We start from the raw sequence: 23897 nt of genomic DNA on the forward strand, positions 1-23897 counted from the left end.
ATGCGAGAATACCAAGGTGATGATTGCTCCCTCAGCCGTGCTACTTGACCTCGACGGAACCCTTGTGGACCCCGCCGGGGCGATCACCTCGGGCATCCGCCATGCGTTGACGCAGGCGCAGATTCCCGACCCGGGTGAAGAAAAACTCCTGTCCCTCATCGGACCGCCACTAACCATCGGGTTGGCCAGCATCCAGGGCGTCACGCCGACGAATATCGGATCACTGATCTCCACCTACCGCGCGCAATATGCCAGCCATGGCATGGCGTCTTCGCGGCCCTACCCGGGCGTGTTGGAATTACTTGGCTCATTACGTGAAGCCGGAATCACGGTGTTGGTCGCCACGGCCAAGCCCACGCACATCGCCGCAGAATTGTTGCAGATCCAGGGGATTACCCCATTGCTTGACGGGATTTTTGGCAACGACGACGAGGGAGATGGGCATTCCTCCTCCAAGACTCACATTGTGGCCGCAGCCCTGAGCGCGCACGACCTAGACCCCGCGCACTGCGTGATGGTCGGGGATCGGCGCTATGACATCGAGGCGGCCAACGAAAATTCCATGTCCTCCATCGGTGCCGGGTGGGGCTTCGCCGAAGCCGGAGAACTAGCGGCCGCCGGAGCCGGGGCCCATGCGGTGGATGTACCGGCGCTGGCCGGGCTGCTGCTGGGTTCACCCGCCGAAGAATCGCTGCGCGCCGCGTTGGCGTCCGTCTCCAGCTCGGGAGCTAACGCTTAGATGAGTTTGTACACCATGACCCGCTCATCGATTCGCGGGCTGCTGACGGGGCTGTGCCGCCCCACCGTCACCGGGCTGGAGAACGTTCCGCGCACCGGACCGATCATCGTCGCCTCCAACCACCTGTCCTTCCTGGACTCCATCATCATCCAGGCGCTGACCCCCCGTGATGTCGCGTTCTTCGCCAAGGCCGAATACTTCACGACCCCCGGGCTTAAGGGCAAGGCCATGAAGACCTTCTTCGAATCCGTGGGCTCCATCCCGGTCCAGCGCGGGGAACAGGCGGCGTCCGTTGCGGCCCTTGAATCCCTGGTGGACATCTTGGAATCCGGCAGTGGCATCGGCATCTACCCGGAGGGAACCCGCTCGCGCGACGGGCAACTTTACCGCGGCCGCACCGGCGTGGGCTGGCTGGCGCTGACCACCGGTGCCCCGGTGATTCCGGTGGGACTGATCGGTACCGAGAAGCTGCAGCCCGCGGGCAAAAACACCATCAAGCCGCACCACTTCACCATCGCCTTCGGCAAACCGCTGCAATTTGAGCATCTGGGACGCAAGCACCCGCTGCCGCAGCGGCGTGCCGCCACCGACCAGATCGTTGACGCCATCGCCGAACTCACCGGCCAGGAGCGGGTGGACGCGTACAACCAGTCACCCATCGCCGAGTAGAAGCGAAAAAACACCGTGGCAGATCCCAAGAGTTACCGCCCCGCGACGGGAGATATCCCCATCAACCCGGGGGTCTACCGCTTTCGTGACGAGGTGGGCCGCGTCATCTACGTCGGCAAGGCCAAGGTGCTGCGCTCACGATTGAATTCGTACTTCGCCAATCCCGCCACGCTGACCGCCAAGACCCACACCATGGTGCATACCGCGGTATCGGTCGAATGGACGGTGGTCGGTTCGGAACTCGAGGCGTTGCAGCTCGAATACACCTGGATCAAGGAATTTAACCCGCGCTTTAACATCGTCTTCCGCGACGACAAGTCCTACCCGTACCTCGCGGTGACCATGGGGGATAAGTACCCGCGCGCGCAGGTCATGCGTGGGGACAAGCGCAAGGACACCAAGTACTTTGGCCCGTTTTATCCGGCCAAGGCCATCCGCGAAACCCTAGATACGCTCCTGCGCGTCTTCCCGGTACGCAGCTGCTCCACCGGGGTCTTCAACCGAGCCCAATCCTCCGGACGGCCCTGCCTGCTGGGCTACATCGACAAATGCGCCGCCCCCTGTGTGGGCCGCGTCAGCCCCGAGGAGCACCGACAGCTCGCCGCGGATCTCTGCCAGTTCATGGGTGGCGAGGGCACTCGCTTCATCAAGGAACTCGAAACCAAGATGGGCGATGCCGTCTCGCGGCTCGAATATGAGCAGGCAGCTCGTTATCGGGACGACATTGCAGCGCTACGCCGAGTATTCGAGCGTAATGCCGTGGTGCTGAGCGAAAATACCGAGGCCGACATCTTCGCCGTGCACGAGGACGAGCTCGAGGCCGCGGTGCAGGTATTCCACGTGCGTAACGGTCGCATCCGCGGTCAGCGCGGCTGGGTCGTGGAAAAGGTCGAGGACTCGACCCCGGAGCAATTCATCGAGCACCTGCTCACCCAGGTCTACGGTGAGGCGGCGGGCGATGACCGGATCCCGCGCGAGGTACTGGTCCCGGTGCTACCGGAAAACGCGGACGACGTCGCCGCCTGGCTGCACGAACGCCGCGGCTCGGCCGTCTCGCTGCGCGTGGCACAGCGTGGGGACAAGGCAACACTTGCCGAAACGGTGCGCGAAAACGCCGAGCAGTCCCTGCGCCTGCACAAATCCCGCCGCGCCGGGGACCTGACCACGCGCTCCGCCTCACTCCAGGAGCTGCAGGAATCCCTCGGGTTGCCGATCCCGCTACTGCGCATCGAATGTTACGACGCCTCACACACCCAGGGCACCAACGTGGTGGCCTCCATGGTGGTGTTCGAAGACGGGCTGCCGAAAAAGAGCGATTACCGCAAATTTGCCATCACCGGTGAGGCGGCCCGTGATGACACCGCCTCCATGTATGACGTGATATCTCGCCGTTTCAAGAACTACTTGGAGGAATCGGCCAATATGGTGCCGATGGTCTCCGGCGAGGTGGATATCTCCGATGCCGCGGCCAAGGCCCCGGCACGACGATTCGCCTACCCGCCCTCGCTGGTCATCGTTGATGGTGGACCGCCCCAGGTTGCCGCGGCCTCTCGTGCCCTGGCCGATCTGGGCATCGACGACATCTACGTGGTGGGCCTGGCCAAGCGTCTAGAGGAGCTGTGGCTACCGGAGGATGAGTTCCCGGTGATCCTGCCGCGTGCCTCCAACGCCCTGTACCTGGTCCAGCGAGTGCGTGATGAGGCGCACCGCTTTGCCATCACCTTCCACCGCAAAAAGCGTTCGGCCTCGATGACCACCTCGCTGCTTGATTCCATTTCCGGTCTGGGCCCGGCCAAACGCGAGGCACTGCGTAAGCACTTTGGGACGATGAAAAAGATGCGTGCGGCCTCCGTTGAAGAACTTGGGCAGGTGCCGGGCATCGGTCCGGTGCTGGCCGCCACGGTCTTTGCGGAACTGGCCAAGGCCGATACGGGTGCGCCGGCAGTGAACATGACTACCGGTGAGGTACTTTCCTAACGCCTCGCGCCGTCCGAGACGACTAGGCTAGGGGGTATGACCACCGAGCTTGCCCCAGTGAAACCTCCCGAGTCCGAGATCTTAGTTATTACCGGCATGTCGGGTGCCGGGCGCACCACCGCCGCCCATGCCTTGGAAGACCATGGCTGGTACGTGGTGGAGAACCTTCCCCCGACGCTGCTGGGGATGCTCACCGAAATTGTTGCTCATTCCGGGGGATCCCTCCCGAAGCTGGCCGTGGTCATGGATGTGCGCTCCAAATCACTCTTCCCGCAGCTGCGGGAGGCCTTGGCGTCACTGACCAGCGCCGGGATCAAGTACCGCGTGCTCTTCTTGGATGCGGCAGATGATCTGCTGGTGCGACGCTTTGAACAGGGCCGGCGCCCGCACCCGCTGCAAGCCGATGACCGGATCAGCGATGGCATCGCCAGGGAACGCGATGTATTGCGTGAGATGAAGGAGGCGGCAGAAATTGTCGTCGACACCACCGAAATGTCGGTGCATGATCTAGCGCGCACCATTACCGAACTCTTCTCGGAGTCCGGCCCCATCGTGCTGCGCCTGAACGTGATGAGCTTCGGCTTTAAGTATGGTCTTCCCACCGACGCCAACTTCGTGGCAGATGTTCGCTTTATCCCCAACCCGCACTGGGTGCCGGAACTTCGTCCGTTTACCGGCAAGGAGAAAAAAGTCTCCGACTACGTGCTCACCGCCAAGGGTGCCGGCGAATTCATCGAGCGCTTCATCTCCAGTCTTGAACCAGTTTTTGAGGGCTACCGCCGCGAAAACAAGCACTACGCCACCATCGCCGTAGGCTGCACCGGAGGCAAGCACCGCTCGGTGGCCACCGCCGAGGAGATTGGCCGCCGCCTGTCTCAGCTGCCCAGCGTGCGGGTGAACGTCACGCACCGGGACCTGGGCCGGGAGTAGGCAGCCATGGCGTTTTTTACCGGGCCCATCCCCATCCAGCCCCCTCGCGTTCCCCGGGTGAAAACAAGGTGGTGCGCGTGGTTGCCCTGGGCGGCGGCCACGGTCTCTCGGCATCACTGTCGGCCTTGCGCCGACTCACCACCGATCTGACGGCCATCGTGACGGTGGCCGACGACGGTGGCTCCTCCGGGCGACTGCGCGAAGAACTCGACGTGCTTCCCCCGGTGACCTGCGAATGGCCCTGGCAGCCCTGTGTGATGACACCGACTGGGGGAGGACCTGGCGCGATGTCATGCAACATCGTTTTGTCTCCAAACCCGGTTCCAGCGCCTCCTTGGACCAGCACGCGGTGGGCAACCTGCTCATCGTGGCCCTCTGGGAGTTGCTGAAGGATCCCGTGGCCGGGCTGCGCTGGGCCGGAGCACTGCTCGGTGCGCGCGGTCAGGTCCTGCCCATGAGCATCACCCCGCTGACCATCACCGGGGACGTGCTGGAAGAGGCCGAGGATGCAAAACTGGTCAGCCGCCGCATCTCCGGTCAGGCGAAGCTTGCCATGGTCGGTGAAAGCATGCGGGTCACCAACGTGCGCCTGGAACCTGCCGATGCCGCCGCCTGCACCGAGGCACTCGACGCCATCGAGCTGGCGGACTGGGTCATCCTGGGACCGGGGTCCTGGTACACCTCGGTCATCCCGCACCTCTTGCTACCCGAAATGCGCGAGGCGCTGGCCCGGACGCCAGCCCGCCGACTGCTGACCATGAACCTGTCCACAGATACCGCCGAGACCGCCGGAATGGATGCCGCGGCGCATCTTGAGGTCATCTCGCGTTATGCTCCCGAGTTGCGCTTGGACGCCGTATTGGCCGATCCGACAACGATTTCTGACCACGAAGCATTCACTCAGGCGGCGGCCCGGCTAGGTGCCCGAACCTTTTTCGGTAAAGTAGGGGTTGGTGCCGGACGCGCAGTCCACGACCCCTTGAGACTTGCCGCCGCCTACCACGACGTGTTTACCACGTTTAGCACAGACGAGCCCAGCAGTTAGGAAACAATCCATGGCACTGACGGCTTCCGTCAAGGACGAACTGTCCCGGCTTGAAATCCGGCGGTCATCCGAGCGCAAGGCAGAGGTATCCACCATGCTGCGTTTTTGCGGTGGACTGCACATCATTTCCGGTCGCATCGTGATTGAGGCGGAGGTTGATCTGGCCTCCACCGCGAGACGCCTGCGTGCCGCCATCGCAGAAGTGTATGGCCACACCTCCGAGATCATTGTGGTTTCCGGCGGCGGTTTACGCCGCGGCAACCGCTATGTGGTCCGGGTGGTACGTGATGGTGAGGCACTGGCCCGCCAGACCGGTCTGCTTGATGGCCGCGGCCGGCCCGTCCGCGGCCTGCCCTCGGTCATCGTTAATGGTTCGGCAGCGGATGCCGAGGCCGTATGGCGTGGCGCCTTCCTTTCCCACGGATCACTGACCGAACCGGGGCGCTCTTCGGCCCTGGAAATCACCTGCCCCGGCCCCGAGTCTGCGCTGGCATTGGTCGGCGCGGCGCGGCGACTGGGTCTGGTGGCCAAGGCACGCGAGGTCCGCGGTGTTGACCGCGTGGTCATCCGCGACGGGGAAGCCATCGCTCAGCTCCTGACGCGCATGGGCGCCCACGACGCATTGATGGTCTGGGAAGAACGCCGGATGCGTAAGGAAGTGCGCGCGACCGCTAACCGTCTGGCTAACTTTGACGATGCGAACCTGCGCCGTTCGGCTCAGGCTGCCGTTGCCGCCGGAGCTCGGGTGGACCGCGCCCTAGAGATCCTTGGCGACGAGGTTCCCGAACACCTCAAGTACGCAGGTGCCCTGCGCGTGGCGCACAAACAGGCGTCACTGGATGAGCTCGGTCGTATGGCAGAACCGCCCATGACCAAGGACGCCATCGCCGGACGGATCCGAAGACTTCTTGCCATGGCCGACAAAAGGGCCATTGAAATGGGAATACCTGGCACCGAGGCGAGCGTTCCCTTGGATGTGTTGGAACACTAACCACGATTTTTCCGCGTCAGCGGAGATGCAGTAATGAAGATGAGTGCATCCACATCACGCTGGGTGTACGAAACACGATTTGAGGAGTCATTTTGGCTATTTATACCTTGCCTGAGCTGCAGTACGATTACGCCGCTTTGGAGCCGAATATTTCGGCGCGGATCATGGAGCTGCACCACTCCAAGCACCACGCTACGTATGTTGCTGGGGCGAATACTGCGTTGGAGCAGTTGGCTGAGGCTCGCGAGAAGGGTGAGTTCGGGGCGATTCCGAAGTTGTCCAAGGATTTGGCGTTCCACTTGGGTGGTCACACCAACCACTCGATTTTCTGGAACAACTTGTCTCCGGAGGGTGGCGATAAGCCCGAGGGTGAGTTGGCTGCTGCGATTGATGATGCTTTTGGTTCTTTTGATGCTTTCCGTGCGCACTTCACTGCTGCTGCGATGAGCTTGCAGGGTTCGGGTTGGGCGTTGTTGGGCTTTGAGGGCTTGGGTGGCCAGTTGGTCATTGAGCAGCTTTATGATCAGCAGGGCAATGTTCCGGTGGCGACGACTCCGTTGTTGATGTTGGACATGTGGGAGCACGCTTTCTACCTGGATTACGTGAATGTTAAGGCCGACTATGTGAAGGCTTTCTGGAACATTGTGAATTGGGCGGATGTGTCGGCTCGTTTTGATGCTGCGCGGGCTGGTGCGGCGAAGCTGATCGTCCCCGGCAAGTAAAACGCAACACCCCGAGGAGTAACCCGCCTCACATCGAACGCCAAAATGGCGTAAGATAAAAACATCGTGTTTTGCGCATCTTGCGGCTAACCCCGCAAGATGCGCAATAACCGGTCGGTATCTACGCCGATGACACAACGGAGTGTCCAATCTTTCCAAGTCACTCCGTTTCCTGTGCTCCCTTAATGTGGGATCGCTCCCGGTACGGCAGTGGCAACACCACTCTGTCTAGGAGATACACACGTGACTACCCGTGTTGGCATTAACGGTTTCGGACGCATTGGCCGTAACTTCCTGCGAGCTTCTCTCGCCAAGGGCGCAAACATTGAGATCGTGGCAGTAAACGATCTCGGTTCCATCCAAGACCTGGCCATGCTGGTCAAGTACGATTCCGTTTTGGGCCGTCTGGCCGAAGACGTGAGCGTTGACGGTGCCTTCATCGTCATCGGCAACAAGCGCATTAAGGTCCTCTCGGAGAAGAACCCAGCACACCTCGGCTGGGGCGAGCTCGGCGTGGACATCGTCATCGAATCCACCGGTCTGTTCACCAAGGCCGTCGACGCCGAGAAGCACCTGCAGGCTGGAGCCAAGAAGGTCATCATCTCGGCACCCGCATCCCACGAAGACATCACCATCGTGATGGGTGTTAACCACGAGAAGTACGAAGCTGACAAGCACCACATCATCTCCAACGCTTCGTGCACCACCAACTGCTTGGGCCCGATCGCCAAGGTCCTGAACGACCAGTTCGGCATCGTGGACGGCCTGATGACCACCATCCACGCTTACACCGCGGATCAGCACCTGCAGGATTCCCCGCACAAGTCCGATCCGCGCCGTGCCCGCGCCGCTGCACTGAACATGATCCCGACCTCCACCGGTGCGGCCAAGGCCATCGGCCTGGTGCTCCCGGAGCTCAAGGGCAAGCTCAATGGTTACGCCATGCGCGTTCCGGTTCCGACCGGTTCGGCCACCGACCTGACCGTCAACCTGGCCCGCGAGGCCTCGGTTGAAGAAATCAACGCAGCCTTCAAGAAGGCAGCAGCTGAGGGACCGCTGGTCGGCTACCTGAAGTACTCCGAGGATCCGTTGGTCTCCACCGACATCGTCCACGACGAGCACTCCGCGATCTTCGACGCCGGATTGACCACCGTCATCGGCACCACCGCAAAGATCGTTGCCTGGTACGACAACGAGTGGGGTTACTCCTCGCGCCTGGTCGACTTGGTCGACTACGTCGGCGCGCGGCTCGTTTAGTCTCGTCGAGTTCAGATAACCTAGTCACATGACTTCCCACACTCTCGACGAATTGATCGCCGATGGTGTCCAGGGGCGGCACGTTCTGGTCCGTAGCGACCTGAACGTGCCGCTTGATGGGCTCACCGTCACCGACGACGGGCGCGTACGCGCCTCCATTCCGGTGGTGCAGAAGCTGGCCGAGGCCGGCGCTCGCGTCATCGTGATGGCCCACTTGGGTCGCCCCAAGGGCGAACCCGACCCCCAGTACTCTATTTCTCCCGCAGCCACCAAGCTGGCCGAGCTCTCCGGGCTCAACGTGGTTGTTGCCACCGACGTGGTGGGTGCCTCGGCCCAGGAACTGGCAGCCAAGCTCGCCGACGGTTCGGTCCTCGTCTTGGAAAACGTGCGTTTTGATGCGCGCGAAACCTCCAAGGTCGAATCCGAGCGTGCCGCGCTGGCCGCCGAACTGGCCGCATTAACCGGGGAAAACGGTGCCTACGTGAACGATGCCTTCGGCGCCGTACACCGCAAGCACGCCTCCGTTTATGACATCGCTGCCTTGCTGCCCGCCTACCAGGGCGACCTGGTGGCCACCGAGGTGCGGGTGCTCAAGACCCTCACCGAGGCTCCCAAGCGCCCCTACGTGGTGGTTCTTGGCGGTTCAAAGGTCTCGGACAAGCTGGCTGTCATTGACAACCTGCTCGGACGCGCCGACCACCTGTTGATCGGTGGCGGCATGGCCTTCACCTTCCTCAAGGCCCTGGGCCACGAGGTGGGCGGCTCGCTGCTGGAAGTTGATCAGCTCGAGACCTGCCGCGGTTACCTCTCACGAGCCAAGGAACTCGGCTGTGAGATCGTGCTGCCCACCGATGTGGTGGTGGCATCGAAGTTTGGTGCCGATGCGCTCTCCGAGGTGCGGGCGGCCGACGACATCACCGGTGGTACCTTCGGGGACACCGGCCTGGGCTTGGACATTGGTCCGGATTCCGGGGAGAAGTTCGCCAGCTACATCCGCAGCGCCAACACGGTGTTCTGGAATGGCCCGATGGGCGTCTTCGAGATCCCGGCGTTTGCCAACGGGACACGTGCCGTGGCGGGTGCACTGGCCGAATCCGAGGCCTTCAGTGTGGTCGGTGGTGGCGATTCGGCCGCCGCCGTACGCACCCTGGGCTTCAACGATGACGAATTTGGACACATCTCAACCGGCGGCGGTGCCTCCCTCGAATACCTTGAGGGCAAGGAACTGCCGGGTTTGATCGCCCTGGAGGCACGTAAGTGACAACATCGACAAACGGCACCTTCGACCGGAAGCCGCTGATTGCCGGCAACTGGAAGATGAACATGGACCACGTCCAGGGCATCACGCTGCTGCAGAAGTTGGCCTGGACCTTGGCCGACGCCGAGCATGACTTCGCCCGGGTTGAGGTGGCGGTCTTCCCGCCCTTCACCGACCTGCGCGGGGTACAGACGCTGACCATGGGCGATGATCTCCCGGTGCGCTACGGCGCCCAGGATCTCTCCGCCCAGGATTCGGGAGCGTACACCGGGGAAATCTCCGGCCAGTTCCTCTCCCGTCTGGGCTGCAGCTACGTCTTGGTGGGGCACAGTGAACGTCGTGCCCTCCACGGTGAGTCGGACGCGTTGCTGGCCACCAAGGTTGCCGCCGCCTACCGACACGAGCTGACACCGGTGTTGTGTGTGGGGGAGGGCCTGGAGATTCGTCAGGCCGGAACCCACGTTGAGTACACGCTGGAGCAGCTGCGCGGTTCGCTGGCGGGAATCACCGCCGAGCAGGCAGCCACACTGGTCATCGCCTACGAGCCGGTCTGGGCCATCGGTACCGGAGAAGTCGCCGGTCCCGAGGACGCACAGGAACTCTGTGCAGCCATCCGCACCGAACTCGGGCTGCTCTACGATGCCGACATCGCCTCGAAGGTCCGCGTGCTCTACGGCGGTTCGGTCAAGGCCTCAAACGTTGCCCAGATCCTGGCGCAGCGCGATGTTGATGGCGTGTTGGTCGGTGGCGCATCACTTGATGCCGCCGAGTTTGCTAATATTGTTAGGTTCGAGCACCACCTGGTGACCGACTAATCGCCACCGAGCTGATTGAAGGGCAATTATGGACGTCATCAAGTTGATATTGCAGATCTTGTTGGGCATCACCAGCCTGTTGTTAACACTGCTGATCCTGCTGCACAAGGGCCGCGGAGGCGGCATGTCTGACATGTTCGGCGGTGGCATGACCTCATCACTGGGGTCCTCCGGCGTTGCCGAGCGTAACCTCAACCGGGTCACGGTCGTCCTGGGTCTGATCTGGGTCGCCGTCATCATCGGCCTGGGACTGCTCATGCGCTTCAGCGTCGAATCCTAATCTTTAGCACCACGCTCTTCTGAGCACAGCAAAAAGCGCGGTCCGCTGAGCTTCCCCTTCAACGGGAACTCAGCGGACCGCGCTTTTGTTTGTTACGCCTAGATCAGGGCGGCCGCTGCCGCATCCAGCAGCCACCAGGTACCGGGGCCTCGAGCGCCAAGCGCAACGGCAGCTAGCGAGAACATGCGCATATCACCAATCACCGCACCACCTAGCCACTGTTTGAATTGAACAGATTAGAACAGTTAACCAGTACGGAATGGTGTCCTCGGCTAACGTCCGCGCCACGAACCACTTCCAGACCTTCAGCCCAGCAGCCACAGAGTCGAACACGACCACTCTGGTCAATCACTTGGACAGCACAGAATTTCGTGCAGAGAGGAATCTGTAGTTGTGGCTACGGTCTCGCTGTGAATGTTGACTACTTGCATCCAAAGTAGCGAAGTTGAAGACATCATCGAGTCCGAGGTACCGTCCCACTTCATCGGACTTTCCATGCGAAACGCGTTGACGTACTGCGATGCGGACTCGCAGACCATACAGCCTTTCGCAGCACCCAAGTGTTATACGACCACACCTCCAACACTGCCTACCATCCAGGCACAACTAACCACCGACACAGAGCCCTAGTTCGTGGCCTGACAGGTGCTCGACGACCTTCTCGCAGTCACCCGTCCCACTATCAACATGAGTCCGTTTCCGAAGGCATACCCGGGCAGTTAGTGTGCTGCCAGTCCTTGAAGCTGCACGCGCCTCGGATTGGCACCATCTTTTCCATGAGTAGCGAAATGGGCATCGAACAGGGGGCATTGGTTCGATGGATCGACACCAGCGTTGTGTGTGGACCTGCTTGCAGTCTGCGTCTAGGCTTTGTGCACCGCTTGACAGTAATCTTGCCGTGCTGGAAATTCGAATAGCCAAGCTACGCGGAAAATTGTCCAAAGTCTTTGTGCCGCCGACCCCGAGCATTTTCCTGTTCCATGCAACTATTTTTCTAGGACTGTGAATACACGTTTGGCTGAATCGACGGTCTGATCCAACTCTTCAGCGGAAAGCTTTGACCCACGACTACCACCTGTATCGTTGCAGCCAAATCGTAAATTCGAGAAAGTGAAAACATCGTCCTGCTAGATACAAAAGGCTACACTTAGAATAATTTTAATCTTCGTTGGACTCTGACGAGGAAGAGTTTATTGGCATCTGTTGAAAAATAGTTAGGGGTAATCGTGCGACTTAGTCACGAGGAAATTCGTTTAGATGGTGATCACGCAAAAGTAGCTTACGCTGCATCTATTCCACCAAAGCGACTTATTGTATTTATCCATGGTTTTCTTGGAAGGGATAAATCATCATGGGGGAATATGGTGGATTTTCCCGAAGGCGAACAGTTTTGGTTAGAGTCAGATCTTTTGTTTGTAGGCTATAAAACAATTCAATCCAACCAGTCAATTCAAGGGCTTTCAGGAAACATTCATGAAGAACTGAAGTGTTATTATCCAGCACAGAATAGTAGCATGTACATGTCTGGTGACTATAAACTTCGTGAGTACAATAATGAAGAATATGAAGAACTATACCTCGTCGGTCACTCGATGGGTGGAGTAATTGTTAAGCAGATTGTTTCCAACGACGCTGCTAATGTTATAAATAATTTGCAGGAAGAAGTAATATATTCGAATTCTAACGTTCGGTTATTTAGCCCGGCGCATGGGGGGTTTCGGCCAATGGGGACATTGTGGCTACTGTGCATGGGGGAGATATTATCTCCCTTCATTTCCTACCTTGCTGATCTTAAGGTTAACTCGCCATATTTAACCGATCTGAAGGGGCGATGCGATATTTTGGCAAGTCGATTCAGTGTCACCCCGCTGGGCTTGACAAACTTAATTCTATGGGCACGTCCAGAGCATGTCGTTGCCGTAACTTCGACAAGTGTTGACGTCGTAATAGGTGAAGTTCGTGGAAAAACTCACACGACCATTTGTAAGCCGTCAAGTTCTTATGTAACCCCTTGGACCTTTATTCAAAGTGATGGTGTGAAGAAATGACTATAGAAGGATTTCGTCTCAACAACTTTGATCAATTTGTACTTAAGGTCAGAGGGAGTCTCGCATTAAACCCCTTGAAATATATTGAGGCTGTTCAAGTTAGAATCTTGGAAGAGCTGGGCGAATGGCGCCGCCTTGGAAGTGAAATTGGATATTTCCCTCTAGATTCCATCGCCACTAGCAAGCCGGTGGAGGATCGGGCGATACTGGAAATTTTCCGCAGACAGCTATCCTATTCGATGGACTTGTTGGAACCGGATGACATTAAAGCGATTGGATTAATTTTCTACGCGGATGATTCTGAATGGAAAAAGCAGATTATGATACTTCGAAGGTGCTTAAGTCTTCGTTCTAAGTTTGCTGGCGTCAAGGACGGTGATCGCCCGGAGTATGGTAGTAGCTTGGGGCAATTAGATGAACTACTTGATCAAATTTCATGGATAAGCTCGTACTATATAAGCGATATTATTGATGGTCGAGAGTTCACTTCCGGATACCCTTCTGACTGGCGGTTTGCAACGAATGAACTAATAGATACTCGCATTGATCAACTGCAGAAGTTCGTTCAAGCTCTTGCAAAACGGGCAAGGAAGTCTCGAGAAAGTAATGCAGCCGAAAGTTTCGTTGAGGGAAAGCTAGGCAGTGCATCTGTCCGTGTTCATGAGAATCTGATTTCGAAGTCACATCAAAAAAGTTCGCTGTTGATTCCCGCGCGCAGGCGCAACCTCGGGCGATGGTCGCCCAAGGTGACGGAACGTTCGTTCAGAATGCGAGCGTTTGATAGCTTTCCAAAGCGAACAGGGCGGAAATTGATTGATCATTTGAACTCGTTACCTGGTTCGACTTTAAAGTCTGTAGTTCGTGAAAACAATATATTTGTCGCGAGTATGAAGTCAGAATCACCCGAGAGCCTTGTTTTTCGTGAGAACATTCTAAAAGATCTGGCGGTCGACCCAAAGCAAGTAAAATTCCTGAATGTGAGCGTTGAGGCGAAATCTTCGGGCAAGAAAGTGATTGGACCGTTGGGTGAGGAGATCGTACATATTTCGTCAGCAACTGTTGCAGGGCTGTGGGAAAAAGTGTCATCTGAGGTCAGGAAATCTGGCTCGAAGGTTGTCGTTGTCGGCGGAGATAGAGTGTCCGTTGAAGTTACCAAATCTGCAGTGCGACTCGTTGATTCTAAGAACGGCGCCGAAATCCGAGTTATAGGAAAGGGGCGAGGAAGCGATGGCCTTCGTGCTCCGCTGGTGTTTGTCAATTCGACTCAAGTGAATTGATCGCCGCGAAGCGCTTGACTGTGCTCTTTAGCACTGTTCCATAATTCAACAAAGCTCGCTAGGTCAGGCGGTATTTGTTCCGTCAATTGTGCCGTGGCTAGGCCGACTTGGTCCTTGAAGCAGCAGGAATTTTTTGCGGCATCGCAAGGACGCCAAGTTGAACAGGCAACCCTACGCCTAGATCAGGGCGGCCGCTGCCGCATCCAGCAGCCACCAGGTACCGGTTCTGCCCGACACGCCCGAAGCCGGAACTCGTTCGCGGGTCACCGGCGTCTGGCCCAGGGCCACACCGGCGGCCGGCGCCTTGTCCGCCCCGGCCACCACCAGCCACACGGCGCGGGCGGAATTGATGGCCTCAAAACTCAAGGACACGCGCAACGGTGGCGGCTTGGGTGAAGCGTGCACCCCGATGACATGGGCGCCGGTGGTTGCCGCTCCCACATGATCGGGGAAGAGCGAGGCCACGTGGGAATCCGGGCCCATGCCCAGCATCAACACATCGAAGATCGGCAGTTCTCCGGGTGTGCCCTCGTTCGACGCCTCTTCGGCCAAGACGTTCGCGTAGGCCACGGCAGCCTCCTCGGGAGTGCCGAAGTCATCGGTTGAACCCATGACGTGCACCCGGCCGCGATCGAGGCCGTGGCCATCAAGCACCGAGAGCAAGACCTCCGCCTGGACCGCGTTGCGATCAGCGGAGTTGGATTCGACAAAGCGTTCATCTCCCCAATAGATGTTCACTCGCGACCAATCGACCGCACTCAGCGCGGGGGAGGCGGCCACCTGAGCCAGCGAGGCGATGCCCAGCGTGCCGCCGGTGAGTACCACGCTGGCCTCACCGCGGGCTGCCTGAGCGTCGATGATGGCGGTGATGAGCCGGGCGGCGATGGCCGCGGCGGTGCTGGGGAGATCCGGGTGGATCACCACGTGGCGTTTAGCGTTCACTGGCACGGATGCTCCTCAGGTTGGTGAGTTTCAGTCCCTCACGCACCACCTCGCCAAAGAGCTCGTCCGGGTCTAGTCGGCGCATCTCCTCGGAGAGGCAGTCGGAGACCGAACGTTGTGGCAGGGAAATGAGTTGAGCCTTTTGCCCCGGCTGGTACAGCTCGGCCACATCCCCCGGTGGGCGGCTGAGTTCCACGTCCCCGGCCGTGCGGCAGAAGCGCACCGAACGAACGCCGGTGCCCTCGGGTGTCGAGGCCAGGGTGACGGGGATGCGCAGGCGCAGCCGCAGCCAGGCGGCCAGCAGCACCGTTGAGGGTGAATCCACCGCTCCGGTGACGGTGGCCGAGGTGACTAGGGCCGGGTCCAACTGGTCAAAGACCGAAGCCAGCTGGGCACGCCAGAGGGTCAGTCGGGTCCATGCCAGATCGGTGTCTCCGGCACGGTAGGTCTCGGCCAGCGAGAAGAGCGCGGCGCGCGGGTCCTCCTCGGCACCGGAATCGGTGATGCGGCGGTGCGCGATACGGCCCAGCGGGGTATTGGCCGCATCGGCCGGCACCCCATGCGGCCACCAGGCCACGATCGGGGCGTCGGGCAACAGCAAACCGGAGACCAGGGATTCATCCACCTTGGCGTCGGGGCCAAAGGTGTGCAGCACGATGACTTCGGCGGCACCTGCCTCGCCACCGAGACGAATCTGCGCGTCGAGTCGAGTCTCCTCGGTGGGATCGCCCTGAACGATCACCACAATGCGGCAAGGGTGTTCGCGGCTGGCCAACGCGGCGGCCGAGATGGCGGCTTCCTCGAAGCCGGCACGGGTGATCACCAGCAGGGTCAGTACGCGCGAGAGCGCGGAGGAACCACCGGCGCTGCGCATCGTGACCAATTTCTTGGAGATCTTCGAGGTGGTGGTGTCCTGCATCTGCACAATCATGGGCGGCGCCATGTCCTTCCGTCGCGAGCCATCAATTCGTCGGCCGAGGCCGGTCCCCAGGAGCCCGGGGCGTAGGGTTCGGGCTGTTCGGTGGCAGCCGCCCAGTACTCCTCAAACGGGTCAAGGATGCGCCAGGACTGTTCAACTTCTTCGTGCCTCGGGAACAGCGGTGGTTCGCCGAGCAAGACGTCCAAGATCAGTCGTTCGTAGGCCTCGGGGGAGGACTCGGTGAAGGCGTGCCCGTAACCGAAGTCCATGGTCACATCGCGCACCTCCATCTGGGTGCCGGGAACCTTGGAGCCGAAACGCAGCGTCACGCCCTCATCGGGCTGCACCCGGATGACGATGGCGTTCTGCCCAAACTCGTCATCCTGGTGATCACGGAAGAGCAGGTTGGGAGCGCGCTTGAAGACCACCGCGATCTCGGTGACGCGACGGCCCAGGCGTTTGCCGGCGCGCAGGTAGAACGGTGCACCGGCCCAGCGGCGGGTGTTGATATCCACCTTGATCGCCGCGTAGGTTTCGGTCTTCGACGCAGGATTAAAGCCCTCCTCGTCCAGGAAGCCGGTGACCTTTTCCCCACCCTGCCAGCCGGAGGTGTATTGCCCGCGGGCGCTTGCCTGCCCCAGGTCCTCGGGTAGACGCACGGCGGCGAGAATCTTTTCCTTCTCGCTGCGCAGGTGATCGGCGTCGAAGCTGATGGGCTCCTCCATGGCGGTGAGGGCCAAAAGCTGCAGCAGGTGGTTCTGAATGACGTCGCGGGCGGCGCCGACCCCGTCGTAGTACCCGGCGCGGCCGCCAATGCCGATGTCCTCGGCCATGGTGATCTGCACATGGTCAACGTACTTGGAGTTCCATAGCGGTTCAAAAAGCTGGTTGGCGAAGCGCAGTGCCAGCAGGTTCTGCACCGTTTCCTTGCCCAGATAGTGGTCGATGCGGAAGACGGCATCGGGCGGGAACACCGATTCAACGATCTCGTTCAGCTCACGGGCCGACTTCAGGTTGTGCCCAAACGGCTTTTCGATGACCACGCGTGACCAGCCGGCATCCGGGGAAGCATCGTTGGCCAGCCCGTGCTTGGAAAGCTGCTCGCAGACCTGCTCAAAGGAGTTCGGGGGGATGGAGAGATAAAAAGCGTGGTTTTTGCCGGTGCCGCGGGTGGTGTTCAGTTCCGCAAGGGTCGCGCGAAGCCGGATGAAGGCATCGTCATCGTCAAAACCACCGGAAATGAAACGCAGGCCGCTGGAGAGCTGCTCCCAGACCGTCTCGTTAAAGGCGGTGCGCGCGTGGGCCTGAACCCAGGCCTTGGCCTCGGCGGCAAATTGCTGCGCGTCCCAGTCGCGGCGGCCGAAGCCAACAATCGCGAAGTTGGGCGGCAGCAGGCCGCGGTTGGCCAGGTCGTACACGGCGGGCATGAGTTTTTTGCGGGCCAGATCCCCGGTGATGCCGAAGAACACCAGGGCCGAGGGACCGGCAATGCGGTCCAGGCGTCGGTCCCGACGATCGCGCAGGGGATTGGGGGTGGTTGACGCGGTGCGCCGAGAGGAATCAAGCATCAGCGGGGCAGAATCCTTCGCAGGAGGGAGGGGGGAAAAGCAAAAGGGTGGTACTGCGGTCAACAGCGCGCACCGGGTAGCAAATGTACCCGATACGCGCTGAAGCGATGAAGCAGACGTACCGGTGTGTTTTAGGCCGTGGCCAGGTTCCGCACCAATTCTTCGAGCTGGCGGATTCCCGCGTCCTTGTCACGTAGGTGCAGACGCAAGACCGGGCGACCCAGATCGGTGAGCACGTGGGCATCTCCGCTGGACTGCGCGGCGAGCAACTCACCGAAGGTGAAGTCTCGTCCGGGGATGGACAGATCCATGGTGGACTCGGCGCTCAGCTGCAGGTAGGCGCCCACGCGTGGGCCACCCTTGTGGAACTGTCCGGTGGAGTGCAAGAAGCGCGGACCCCAGCCGAAGGTTACCGGGCGATCAGTCGCGGCCGCCAACAGCGGACGCAACTCCTCCAGTTGCCCATCGGCGTGACGGTTCAGGTAGGTCTGCACCGCGAGGTAACCGTTGGACGGCATGGCCGCCAACAGGGCATTAAGCGCCTCGGTCAGCGTGTTCACTCCGGCCAACAAATCGGCCGATCCGCTCACCTCGATGGCGCCCTCAACCAGCAGCGGCGATTCATCCTCCGGGGTAGCATCCAGGAACGAACGGGCCGCAACCTTGGCCGCCTCCACGTCGGGCTGGTTAAACGGATCGATCTCCAACAGGTGCCCGGCGATCACCGTGGCGTACTCCCAGAGCAGCATCTGCGCACCGAGGGCGCCGGAGAGGGCCACGGCGGAGCTGGACGCATCCAGCTCATCATCGGTGAGCAGGCCGGTGTCGGCCACCAGACGAATCTGCAGGAAATCCGCCGCGGCGCTGGTGGTTTCCGGGGATCCGGCCTCCACCACAACGGGTAGTACCCCGCGCTGAGACTTGCCGGTGGATTCGGCGATGAGCTGTTCGGCCCAGTCGGCAAAGCCCACCAGTCCCGATCCCTCATCGCTGAAGATCAGCTTGTCACGCAGCGGCACGGTGCCGGCCATCGCGGCGCCCAGGGCGAGGGCGATGTTATCTTCATCGTCCTCGGCGAGGAACTCCGCTGCGTCGGCGGCCTCATCGAGGAAGGCGGCGATGTCCACGCCGGCCAGGCCCGCGGGCACCAGACCGAAGGCGGTGAGCGCCGAGTAGCGCCCGCCAACGTTCGGATCGGCATTAAAGACCGCGCGGTATCCGGCGGCACGGCTGGCCTCATCCATCGGCGAGCCGGGATCGGTGACCACGATGATGCGGCGTGCGGCGTTGATGCCGGCGTCATTAAACGCCTGCTCAAAGACGCGACGCTGCGAGTCGGTCTCCACGGTGGAGCCAGACTTTGAGGAAACCACCAGCGCGGTGGTCGCCAAGCGATCGGTCAGGATGCCGGCGAGCATCTCCGGGTCGGTGGAATCGGCGACCACCAGCTCCACATTATTGGTGGCGCAGATGACCTCCGGGGCCAGTGAGGAGCCGCCCATGCCGGCGAGCACAATGCGGTTGACCCCCTCGGCGCGCAACTCATCACGCAGCGCCAGGATCGCTGGCACCAGGGCCCGCGAGGTGCTCGGGGCATCGATCCAGCCCAGACGCGTGGCCGCCTCCTCGCGTGCCGAGGGGACCCAGATGCTGGTGTCCTTGTTGCTGATGCGGCTGGCTACCTGCGTGGTGACCAAGGTGGGTACATGCGCCTCGATGGCCGCCTGCGCGGCCCCCATGGCGATGAACCCGAGGGAACTCATTTCCCGCCAGCGTTCTTCAGCGAGGCTGCGAGGTCGGTGAGTAGTTCGTTCCAGGCGCTCTCGAACTTCTCCAGACCCTCAACCTCGAGCTTGGCCACAACATCGTTGTAGTCAACACCCAGGGCAGCGAGGGAGTCGAGCACGGCGTTGGCCTCGGCGTAGCCGCCGGTGACGGTATCTCCGGTGATCACCGCGTGATCGGCGGTGGCTTCCAGGGTCTTCTCCGGCATGGTGTTCACGGTGTTCGGTGCGCACAGTCCGGTGACGTAGAGGGTGTCCGGCAGGGCCGGATCCTTCACGCCGGTGGAGGCCCACAGCGGGCGCTGTGCGTTGGCGCCGGCGGCGGCCAACAGGTTCCAGCGCTCGGAGGTGAAGGACTCCTCGTAGACCTGGTAGGCCAAAATGGCGTTGGCCAGTCCGGCCTTGCCACGCATCGACTCGGCCTCGGGGGTGTTGATGACGTTCAGGCGGGCGTCAATTTCCGAATCCACGCGGGAAACGAAGAAGGAAGCGACCGAGTGGATCTTTGACACATCGTGGCCATTGGCCTTCGCTGCCTCCAGACCGGTGAGGAAGGCGTTGATGACCGCGCGGTAGCGTTCCAGGGAGAAGATCAGGGTGACGTTCACCGAGATGCCGGCGGCCAAGGTTTCGGCGATGGCTTCCAGGCCCTCGACGGTCGCCGGGATCTTGATGAGCACGTTTTCGCGGTTGACCAGGTCGTAGAGCACCTTGGCTTCGGCGATGGTCTCCGCGGTCTTGCGGGCAAGACGCGGGTCAACCTCGATGGAGACGCGGCCATCGGCACCGTTGGTGGCCGCGGCGATGGGTGCGAACAGGTCGCAGGCGGCCGCGACGTCATCGCTGGTGATCTTGAAGACTGCTTCCTCGGCGTCCATGCCGGCGGCTGCCAGCTGGGCAACCTGCTGCGCGTAGGACTCGCCGTTGGACAGTGCGGCGTGGAAGATCGAGGGGTTGGTGGTCACACCAACAACGTTCTTCTCCTTGATCAGTGCTTCCAGCGAACCGGAGGACAAGCGCTCGCGTGAAAGGTCATCCAACCAGATGGATACGCCGGCGTCGGAAAGTGCCTGGGTGTTTGTGTTACTCACGATGAAAAATCCTTTGGGAAGTGGTGAAAGTCGGGGGGATTACTTGGCGGCCGAGATGGAATCAAGAGCCGCGGCGGTGATGGCCTCGGTGGTGATTCCAAATTCGGAGTACAGGCGCTTGTAGTCGGCCGATGCCCCGTAGTGATCCAACGAGATGATGCGTCCGGCATCCCCAACGAGTTCGCGCCAGCCCTGGGCCACGCCGGCCTCGACGGAAACGCGGGCCTTGATCGCTGCCGGGAGCACCGATTCGCGGTAGGCGGCATCCTGCTTGTTAAACCATTCCAGGCAGGGGATGGACACGACACGCGCGCCCACGCCCTGAGCCTGAAGTGCTTCACGGGCCTCGATGGCCAGGGAAACCTCGGAGCCGGTGGCCAGCAGCAGCACCGCCGGTGCGACGACCTCGCCGTTGGCGGTGGCGTCGGCCAGCACGTAGGCACCCTTTTCGGTTCCCGATGCCGCGCCGAAGCCCAGCTCGCTGCGGTCGTAGACCGGCAGGTTCTGCCTCGAGAGGATGATGCCCGCCGGGTTGGAGGTGGTTTCCAGGATCTTCTTCCAGGCGAAGGAGACCTCGTTGGCGTCGGCCGGGCGAACCACATCGAGGTTCGGGATGGCACGCAGCGAAGCGAGCTGCTCAACCGGCTGGTGCGTCGGTCCGTCTTCGCCCAGGCCGATGGAGTCGTGGGTCCAGACGTAGATCGACGGAACGCCCATCAGTGCCGAGAGGCGGATGGCCGGGCGCTGGTAGTCGGAGAAGATCAGGAAGGTACCCGAGTAGGCGCGGGTCGGGGAGGCCAGGGTGATGCCGTTAACGATGGCTGCCGCGGCGTGCTCGCGGATGCCGAAGTGCAGCACCCGTCCGTAGGGGTTGCCCTTCCAAGAATCGGTGGAGCGTGATTCCGGGATAAAGGAGGAGGCACCCTCGATGGTGGTGTTGTTCGAGCCGGCGAGGTCGGCCGAGCCGCCCCAGAGCTCGGGTAGCACCGAAGCGACGGAATTGATGACCTTACCGGAGGCCGAGCGGGTGGCGACGTCCTTGCCGGCTTCGAATTCCGGCAGGTTTTCGTCCCAGCCGGCCGGCAATTCGCCGGATTCCAGGCGCGTCAGCAAGGCCGCATTCTCCGGGTTGGCTGCGCTCCAGGCTTCGAAGCCCTGCTGCCAGCTGGCGCGGGCAGCGGTGCCGCGCTCCTGTACGGAGCGGGCGTGGGCCAAGACCTCATCGGCGATCACGAAGGATTCTTCCGGGTTGAAGCCCAGGACGGTCTTCAGGCCGGCAACCTCGGAGCCGCCGAGCTTGGAGCCGTGGATGCCGCCGGTGTCTTTTTTGGTCGGCGACGGGAAGCCGATGATGGTGCGCAAGCTAATGATCGAGGGACGGTTAGTCTCGGCCTTGGCGGCGCGCAATGCTGCGTCGAGCTCGGCCAGGTCCTCAACGTAGTCACCGGTCTTGGTCCAGTCAACACGCTGGGTGTGCCAGCCGTAGGCCTCGTAGCGGCCCAGGACGTTTTCGGTGAACGCGACGTCGGTGTCGTCCTCGATGGAGATGTGGTTCTCATCGTAAATGACAACGAGGTTGCCCAGTTCCTGGTGTCCGGCCAGCGAGGAAGCCTCGGAGGTGACACCCTCCTGGAGGTCTCCATCGGAGGCGATGACCCAGATGGTGTGGTCAAACGGGGAGGTGCCGGCGGGTGCCGCCGCGTCCATCATGCCGCGCATGCGGCGCTGGCCGTAGGCGAAGCCAACGGCGGAGGCCAGACCCTGGCCCAGTGGGCCGGTGGTGATTTCCACGCCCGCGGTGTGACCGTATTCCGGGTGACCGGGGGTCTTAGCGCCCCAGGTGCGCAGGGCCGCGAGGTCGTCCATTTCCAGGCCGTAGCCGGAGAGGAAGAGCTGCAGGTAAAGGGTCAGCGAGGTGTGACCGGGGGAGAGCACAAAGCGGTCGCGGCCGAGCCACGCGGGATCGCTGGGGTCGTGGCGCAGGTGCTGCTGGAAGATCAGGTAGGCGGCGGGGGCCAGCGAGATCGCCGTTCCGGGGTGTCCGTTCCCGACCTTTTCGACCGCGTCGGCGGCAAGTACGCGAGCGGTGTCTACTGCTCGCTGGTCAAGATCGCTCCATGCGAATTCACTGTTGTCTGCTAGTGGCGCCACGATGTGGGGTCCTCCCTGTACGGTGTGCATTTCAAAGTCTGCTGGTTGCGCCGGTGCCGGGCCTGCTAAGCACAACGCCGCCGTCCGTCCGGTAAAGACAGGACAGTTTCGGCGGCGGCGCAACGCTCCCAGCTTAGCCGCTTTGAGCACGAAAGTGCCCCTTTGTGGCCTGTTATTGAGGCATGGCGAAAACTCCGTGAGCACCGCGTTGGCTTGGGCGTCGAGAGAGCACCGCTCAACCGGCCGATTTCTACGGGACGTAAAAGGGTATGATGGGGGGTGTCTGTCCTTATTACCCCCGTAGAACTGAGTAGATGTCTGTGAAGACCGTGTCCGTTGACTCCGCCACGAGGGCCCGCGCAGCTCGTCAGCATGACGAAGGTCTTGGTGACTTCGTTTCGCGTAAAGCGAAGGCCTACCTGGCGCTGACCAAACCCCGGGTCATCGAGCTATTGCTCGTAACCACGCTGCCGACCATGATGTTTGCCGAACGAGGGTTCCCCTCGATTTCCCTGGTGCTTGCCACCTTGCTCGGTGGCGGTATGGCGGCCGGAGCCTCGGGTTCCTTCAACTGCTATATCGATCGCGATATGGACAAGATCATGAAGCGCACCAAGGGGCGCCCGCTGGTGACCGGCGAGGTCACTCCGCGTGAAGCGCTGATCTTCTCCTACCTGCTGGGCATTGCCTCGCTGGTAGTGCTGTGGTTTGGGACCAACCCGCTGACCACCGCCCTGGGCCTGGCCGCGATTCTTTTCTACGTGGTGCTCTACACCCTGATCCTCAAGCGCCGCACCTCCCAGAACATCGTCTGGGGCGGCATTGCCGGCTGCATGCCGGTGCTCATCGGTTGGGCGGCCGTGACCAACAAGGTGGAGTGGCCAGCGATCATCCTGTTCCTCATCATCTTCTTGTGGACGCCGCCGCATTACTGGCCGCTGTCCATGAAGTATGCCGATGACTACAACGCGGCTCACGTGCCGATGCTCGGCGCTATTTCCAGCGCTCGACGCGTCTCGGTACAGGTCGTTCTGTACGCCTGGGCCACCGTGGTCTGCTCGCTGCTGCTGGCTCCGATGGGTTACGCGGGCATCGTTTACACGGTGCTGGCCGGCGTCTCGGGCCTCTGGTTCGTCTACGAATGCCACGTGCTCTACCGTGAGGCGCAGCGCGACCACGACCCGGCCGAGATGAACAAGAAGGCCATGAAGGTCTTCCACATTTCCATCACCTACCTGACGCTGGTCTTCGTGGCCCTGGCCATCGATCCGTTTGTTGGCGGTCCGCTCTTCGGCTAGTAGCAAGTAGCCAGAACGTAGCGTTCACGGTTCTATCGGCGGCCGGTACCGCGGGGATATTCACCCCGCCGTGCCGGCCGCTTTTGCATGCCCCCGGCTTGATGACGAGGCGGATGGGTCAGGGGAGGGCTGCTAA

The 23897-nt window shown here is 61.2% G+C and carries 19 protein-coding genes and 1 pseudogene; 14 read left to right on the plus strand and 6 right to left on the minus strand.

Translation table 11 applies throughout. The features are described from left to right. Window positions 1–19: 19 nt before the first annotated feature. The 13 genes and pseudogenes from KUF55_RS07490 to KUF55_RS07550 all read left to right on the plus strand — a co-directional run bounded on the left by KUF55_RS07490 (window position 20) and on the right by KUF55_RS07550 (window position 14008). Window positions 20–739 carry an HAD hydrolase-like protein gene (locus KUF55_RS07490; protein WP_132365005.1) on the plus strand — a complete coding sequence of 240 codons (720 nt, stop codon included), beginning with the start codon at window positions 20–22 and terminating at the stop codon, window positions 737–739. A gap of 15 nt (window positions 740–754) precedes the next feature. Next, entirely contained in the window at window positions 755–1408 is a 654-nt protein-coding gene (locus tag KUF55_RS07495) for a lysophospholipid acyltransferase family protein (RefSeq protein WP_370630965.1), read from the plus strand. A gap of 15 nt (window positions 1409–1423) precedes the next feature. Next, the gene (uvrC, locus tag KUF55_RS07500) at window positions 1424–3385 is read left to right on the plus strand and encodes an excinuclease ABC subunit UvrC (RefSeq protein WP_218818466.1); all 1962 of its coding nucleotides are present in this window, start codon (window positions 1424–1426) and stop codon (window positions 3383–3385) included. 36 nt (window positions 3386–3421) lie between these two features. After that, window positions 3422–4315, plus strand: a complete 894-nt coding sequence (rapZ, locus tag KUF55_RS07505) for an RNase adapter RapZ (protein WP_132365008.1) — start codon at window positions 3422–3424, stop codon at window positions 4313–4315. Window positions 4316–4321: 6 nt separating this feature from the next. Next, a pseudogene (gene yvcK / locus KUF55_RS07510) lies at window positions 4322–5360 on the plus strand (uridine diphosphate-N-acetylglucosamine-binding protein YvcK). A gap of 10 nt (window positions 5361–5370) precedes the next feature. Beyond that, a complete protein-coding gene (gene whiA, locus KUF55_RS07515; protein WP_132365010.1) occupies window positions 5371–6351 on the plus strand; it encodes a DNA-binding protein WhiA in 981 nt (326 codons plus the stop codon). A gap of 92 nt (window positions 6352–6443) precedes the next feature. After that, on the plus strand, window positions 6444–7073 hold the full coding sequence (locus KUF55_RS07520; protein WP_168151551.1) for a superoxide dismutase: 630 nt from the start codon (window positions 6444–6446) through the stop codon (window positions 7071–7073). A gap of 243 nt (window positions 7074–7316) precedes the next feature. After that, window positions 7317–8330, plus strand: coding sequence for a type I glyceraldehyde-3-phosphate dehydrogenase (gene gap / locus KUF55_RS07525; RefSeq protein ID WP_132365264.1), 1014 nt, complete (start codon window positions 7317–7319; stop codon window positions 8328–8330). Between the two features lie 28 nt (window positions 8331–8358). Then, window positions 8359–9591 (plus strand): phosphoglycerate kinase, encoded by a 1233-nt coding sequence (gene pgk, locus KUF55_RS07530; RefSeq protein ID WP_218818467.1) that lies wholly within the window; start codon window positions 8359–8361, stop codon window positions 9589–9591. Continuing rightward, window positions 9588–10403 carry a triose-phosphate isomerase gene (gene tpiA, locus KUF55_RS07535; RefSeq protein ID WP_132365266.1) on the plus strand — a complete coding sequence of 272 codons (816 nt, stop codon included), beginning with the start codon at window positions 9588–9590 and terminating at the stop codon, window positions 10401–10403. Before pgk ends, tpiA begins: the two co-directional genes overlap by 4 nt. 28 nt (window positions 10404–10431) lie before the next feature. Further along, window positions 10432–10683 carry a preprotein translocase subunit SecG gene (secG, locus tag KUF55_RS07540; protein ID WP_218818468.1) on the plus strand — a complete coding sequence of 84 codons (252 nt, stop codon included), beginning with the start codon at window positions 10432–10434 and terminating at the stop codon, window positions 10681–10683. A gap of 1226 nt (window positions 10684–11909) precedes the next feature. Continuing rightward, window positions 11910–12731: an alpha/beta hydrolase gene (locus tag KUF55_RS07545; RefSeq protein ID WP_218818469.1), complete on the plus strand. Its 822-nt coding sequence runs from the start codon at window positions 11910–11912 to the stop codon at window positions 12729–12731. Then, entirely contained in the window at window positions 12728–14008 is a 1281-nt protein-coding gene (locus tag KUF55_RS07550) for a hypothetical protein (RefSeq protein ID WP_218818470.1), read from the plus strand. The genes KUF55_RS07545 and KUF55_RS07550 overlap by 4 nt, the downstream gene beginning before the upstream one ends. A gap of 177 nt (window positions 14009–14185) precedes the next feature. On the opposite strand, the gene pgl is transcribed toward KUF55_RS07550, so the two are convergent. The 6 genes from pgl to tkt form a co-directional block, all read right to left on the minus strand. Then, window positions 14186–14950, minus strand: coding sequence for a 6-phosphogluconolactonase (gene pgl / locus KUF55_RS07555; protein WP_370630987.1), 765 nt, complete (start codon window positions 14948–14950; stop codon window positions 14186–14188). Beyond that, the gene (locus KUF55_RS07560) at window positions 14940–15881 is read right to left on the minus strand and encodes a glucose-6-phosphate dehydrogenase assembly protein OpcA (RefSeq protein WP_132365269.1); all 942 of its coding nucleotides are present in this window, start codon (window positions 15879–15881) and stop codon (window positions 14940–14942) included. The genes pgl and KUF55_RS07560 overlap by 11 nt, the downstream gene beginning before the upstream one ends. After that, complete coding sequence (gene zwf / locus KUF55_RS07565; protein ID WP_132365270.1) at window positions 15878–17437, minus strand: glucose-6-phosphate dehydrogenase; 1560 nt, start codon at window positions 17435–17437, stop codon at window positions 15878–15880. Before zwf ends, KUF55_RS07560 begins: the two co-directional genes overlap by 4 nt. A gap of 131 nt (window positions 17438–17568) precedes the next feature. Continuing rightward, the gene (locus tag KUF55_RS07570) at window positions 17569–19200 is read right to left on the minus strand and encodes a glucose-6-phosphate isomerase (RefSeq protein ID WP_218818472.1); all 1632 of its coding nucleotides are present in this window, start codon (window positions 19198–19200) and stop codon (window positions 17569–17571) included. Then, window positions 19197–20312 (minus strand): transaldolase, encoded by a 1116-nt coding sequence (gene tal, locus KUF55_RS07575; RefSeq protein WP_132365272.1) that lies wholly within the window; start codon window positions 20310–20312, stop codon window positions 19197–19199. The genes KUF55_RS07570 and tal overlap by 4 nt, the downstream gene beginning before the upstream one ends. A gap of 39 nt (window positions 20313–20351) precedes the next feature. Then, window positions 20352–22493 carry a transketolase gene (gene tkt / locus KUF55_RS07580; protein WP_218818473.1) on the minus strand — a complete coding sequence of 714 codons (2142 nt, stop codon included), beginning with the start codon at window positions 22491–22493 and terminating at the stop codon, window positions 20352–20354. Between the two features lie 284 nt (window positions 22494–22777). Here tkt and KUF55_RS07585 point away from each other — a divergent pair, with 284 nt between their 5' ends. Beyond that, complete coding sequence (locus KUF55_RS07585) at window positions 22778–23761, plus strand: heme o synthase (protein ID WP_218818474.1); 984 nt, start codon at window positions 22778–22780, stop codon at window positions 23759–23761. Window positions 23762–23897 lie beyond the last annotated feature (136 nt).

Source organism: Paeniglutamicibacter sp. Y32M11 (assembly GCF_019285735.1).
Lineage (GTDB): Bacteria > Actinomycetota > Actinomycetes > Actinomycetales > Micrococcaceae > Paeniglutamicibacter.

Coding starts and splice junctions, on each gene's coding strand:
- KUF55_RS07490 (WP_132365005.1), top strand. CDS start 20: ATGATTGCTCCCTCAGCCGTGCTACTTGACCTCGACGGAACCCTTGTG.
- KUF55_RS07495 (WP_370630965.1), top strand. CDS start 755: ATGACCCGCTCATCGATTCGCGGGCTGCTGACGGGGCTGTGCCGCCCC.
- rapZ (WP_132365008.1), top strand. CDS start 3,422: ATGACCACCGAGCTTGCCCCAGTGAAACCTCCCGAGTCCGAGATCTTA.
- whiA (WP_132365010.1), top strand. CDS start 5,371: ATGGCACTGACGGCTTCCGTCAAGGACGAACTGTCCCGGCTTGAAATC.
- pgk (WP_218818467.1), top strand. CDS start 8,359: ATGACTTCCCACACTCTCGACGAATTGATCGCCGATGGTGTCCAGGGG.
- secG (WP_218818468.1), top strand. CDS start 10,432: ATGGACGTCATCAAGTTGATATTGCAGATCTTGTTGGGCATCACCAGC.
- KUF55_RS07550 (WP_218818470.1), top strand. CDS start 12,728: ATGACTATAGAAGGATTTCGTCTCAACAACTTTGATCAATTTGTACTT.
- KUF55_RS07560 (WP_132365269.1), bottom strand. CDS start 15,881: ATGATTGTGCAGATGCAGGACACCACCACCTCGAAGATCTCCAAGAAA.
- zwf (WP_132365270.1), bottom strand. CDS start 17,437: ATGCTTGATTCCTCTCGGCGCACCGCGTCAACCACCCCCAATCCCCTG.
- KUF55_RS07570 (WP_218818472.1), bottom strand. CDS start 19,200: ATGAGTTCCCTCGGGTTCATCGCCATGGGGGCCGCGCAGGCGGCCATC.
- tkt (WP_218818473.1), bottom strand. CDS start 22,493: ATGCACACCGTACAGGGAGGACCCCACATCGTGGCGCCACTAGCAGAC.
- KUF55_RS07585 (WP_218818474.1), top strand. CDS start 22,778: ATGTCTGTGAAGACCGTGTCCGTTGACTCCGCCACGAGGGCCCGCGCA.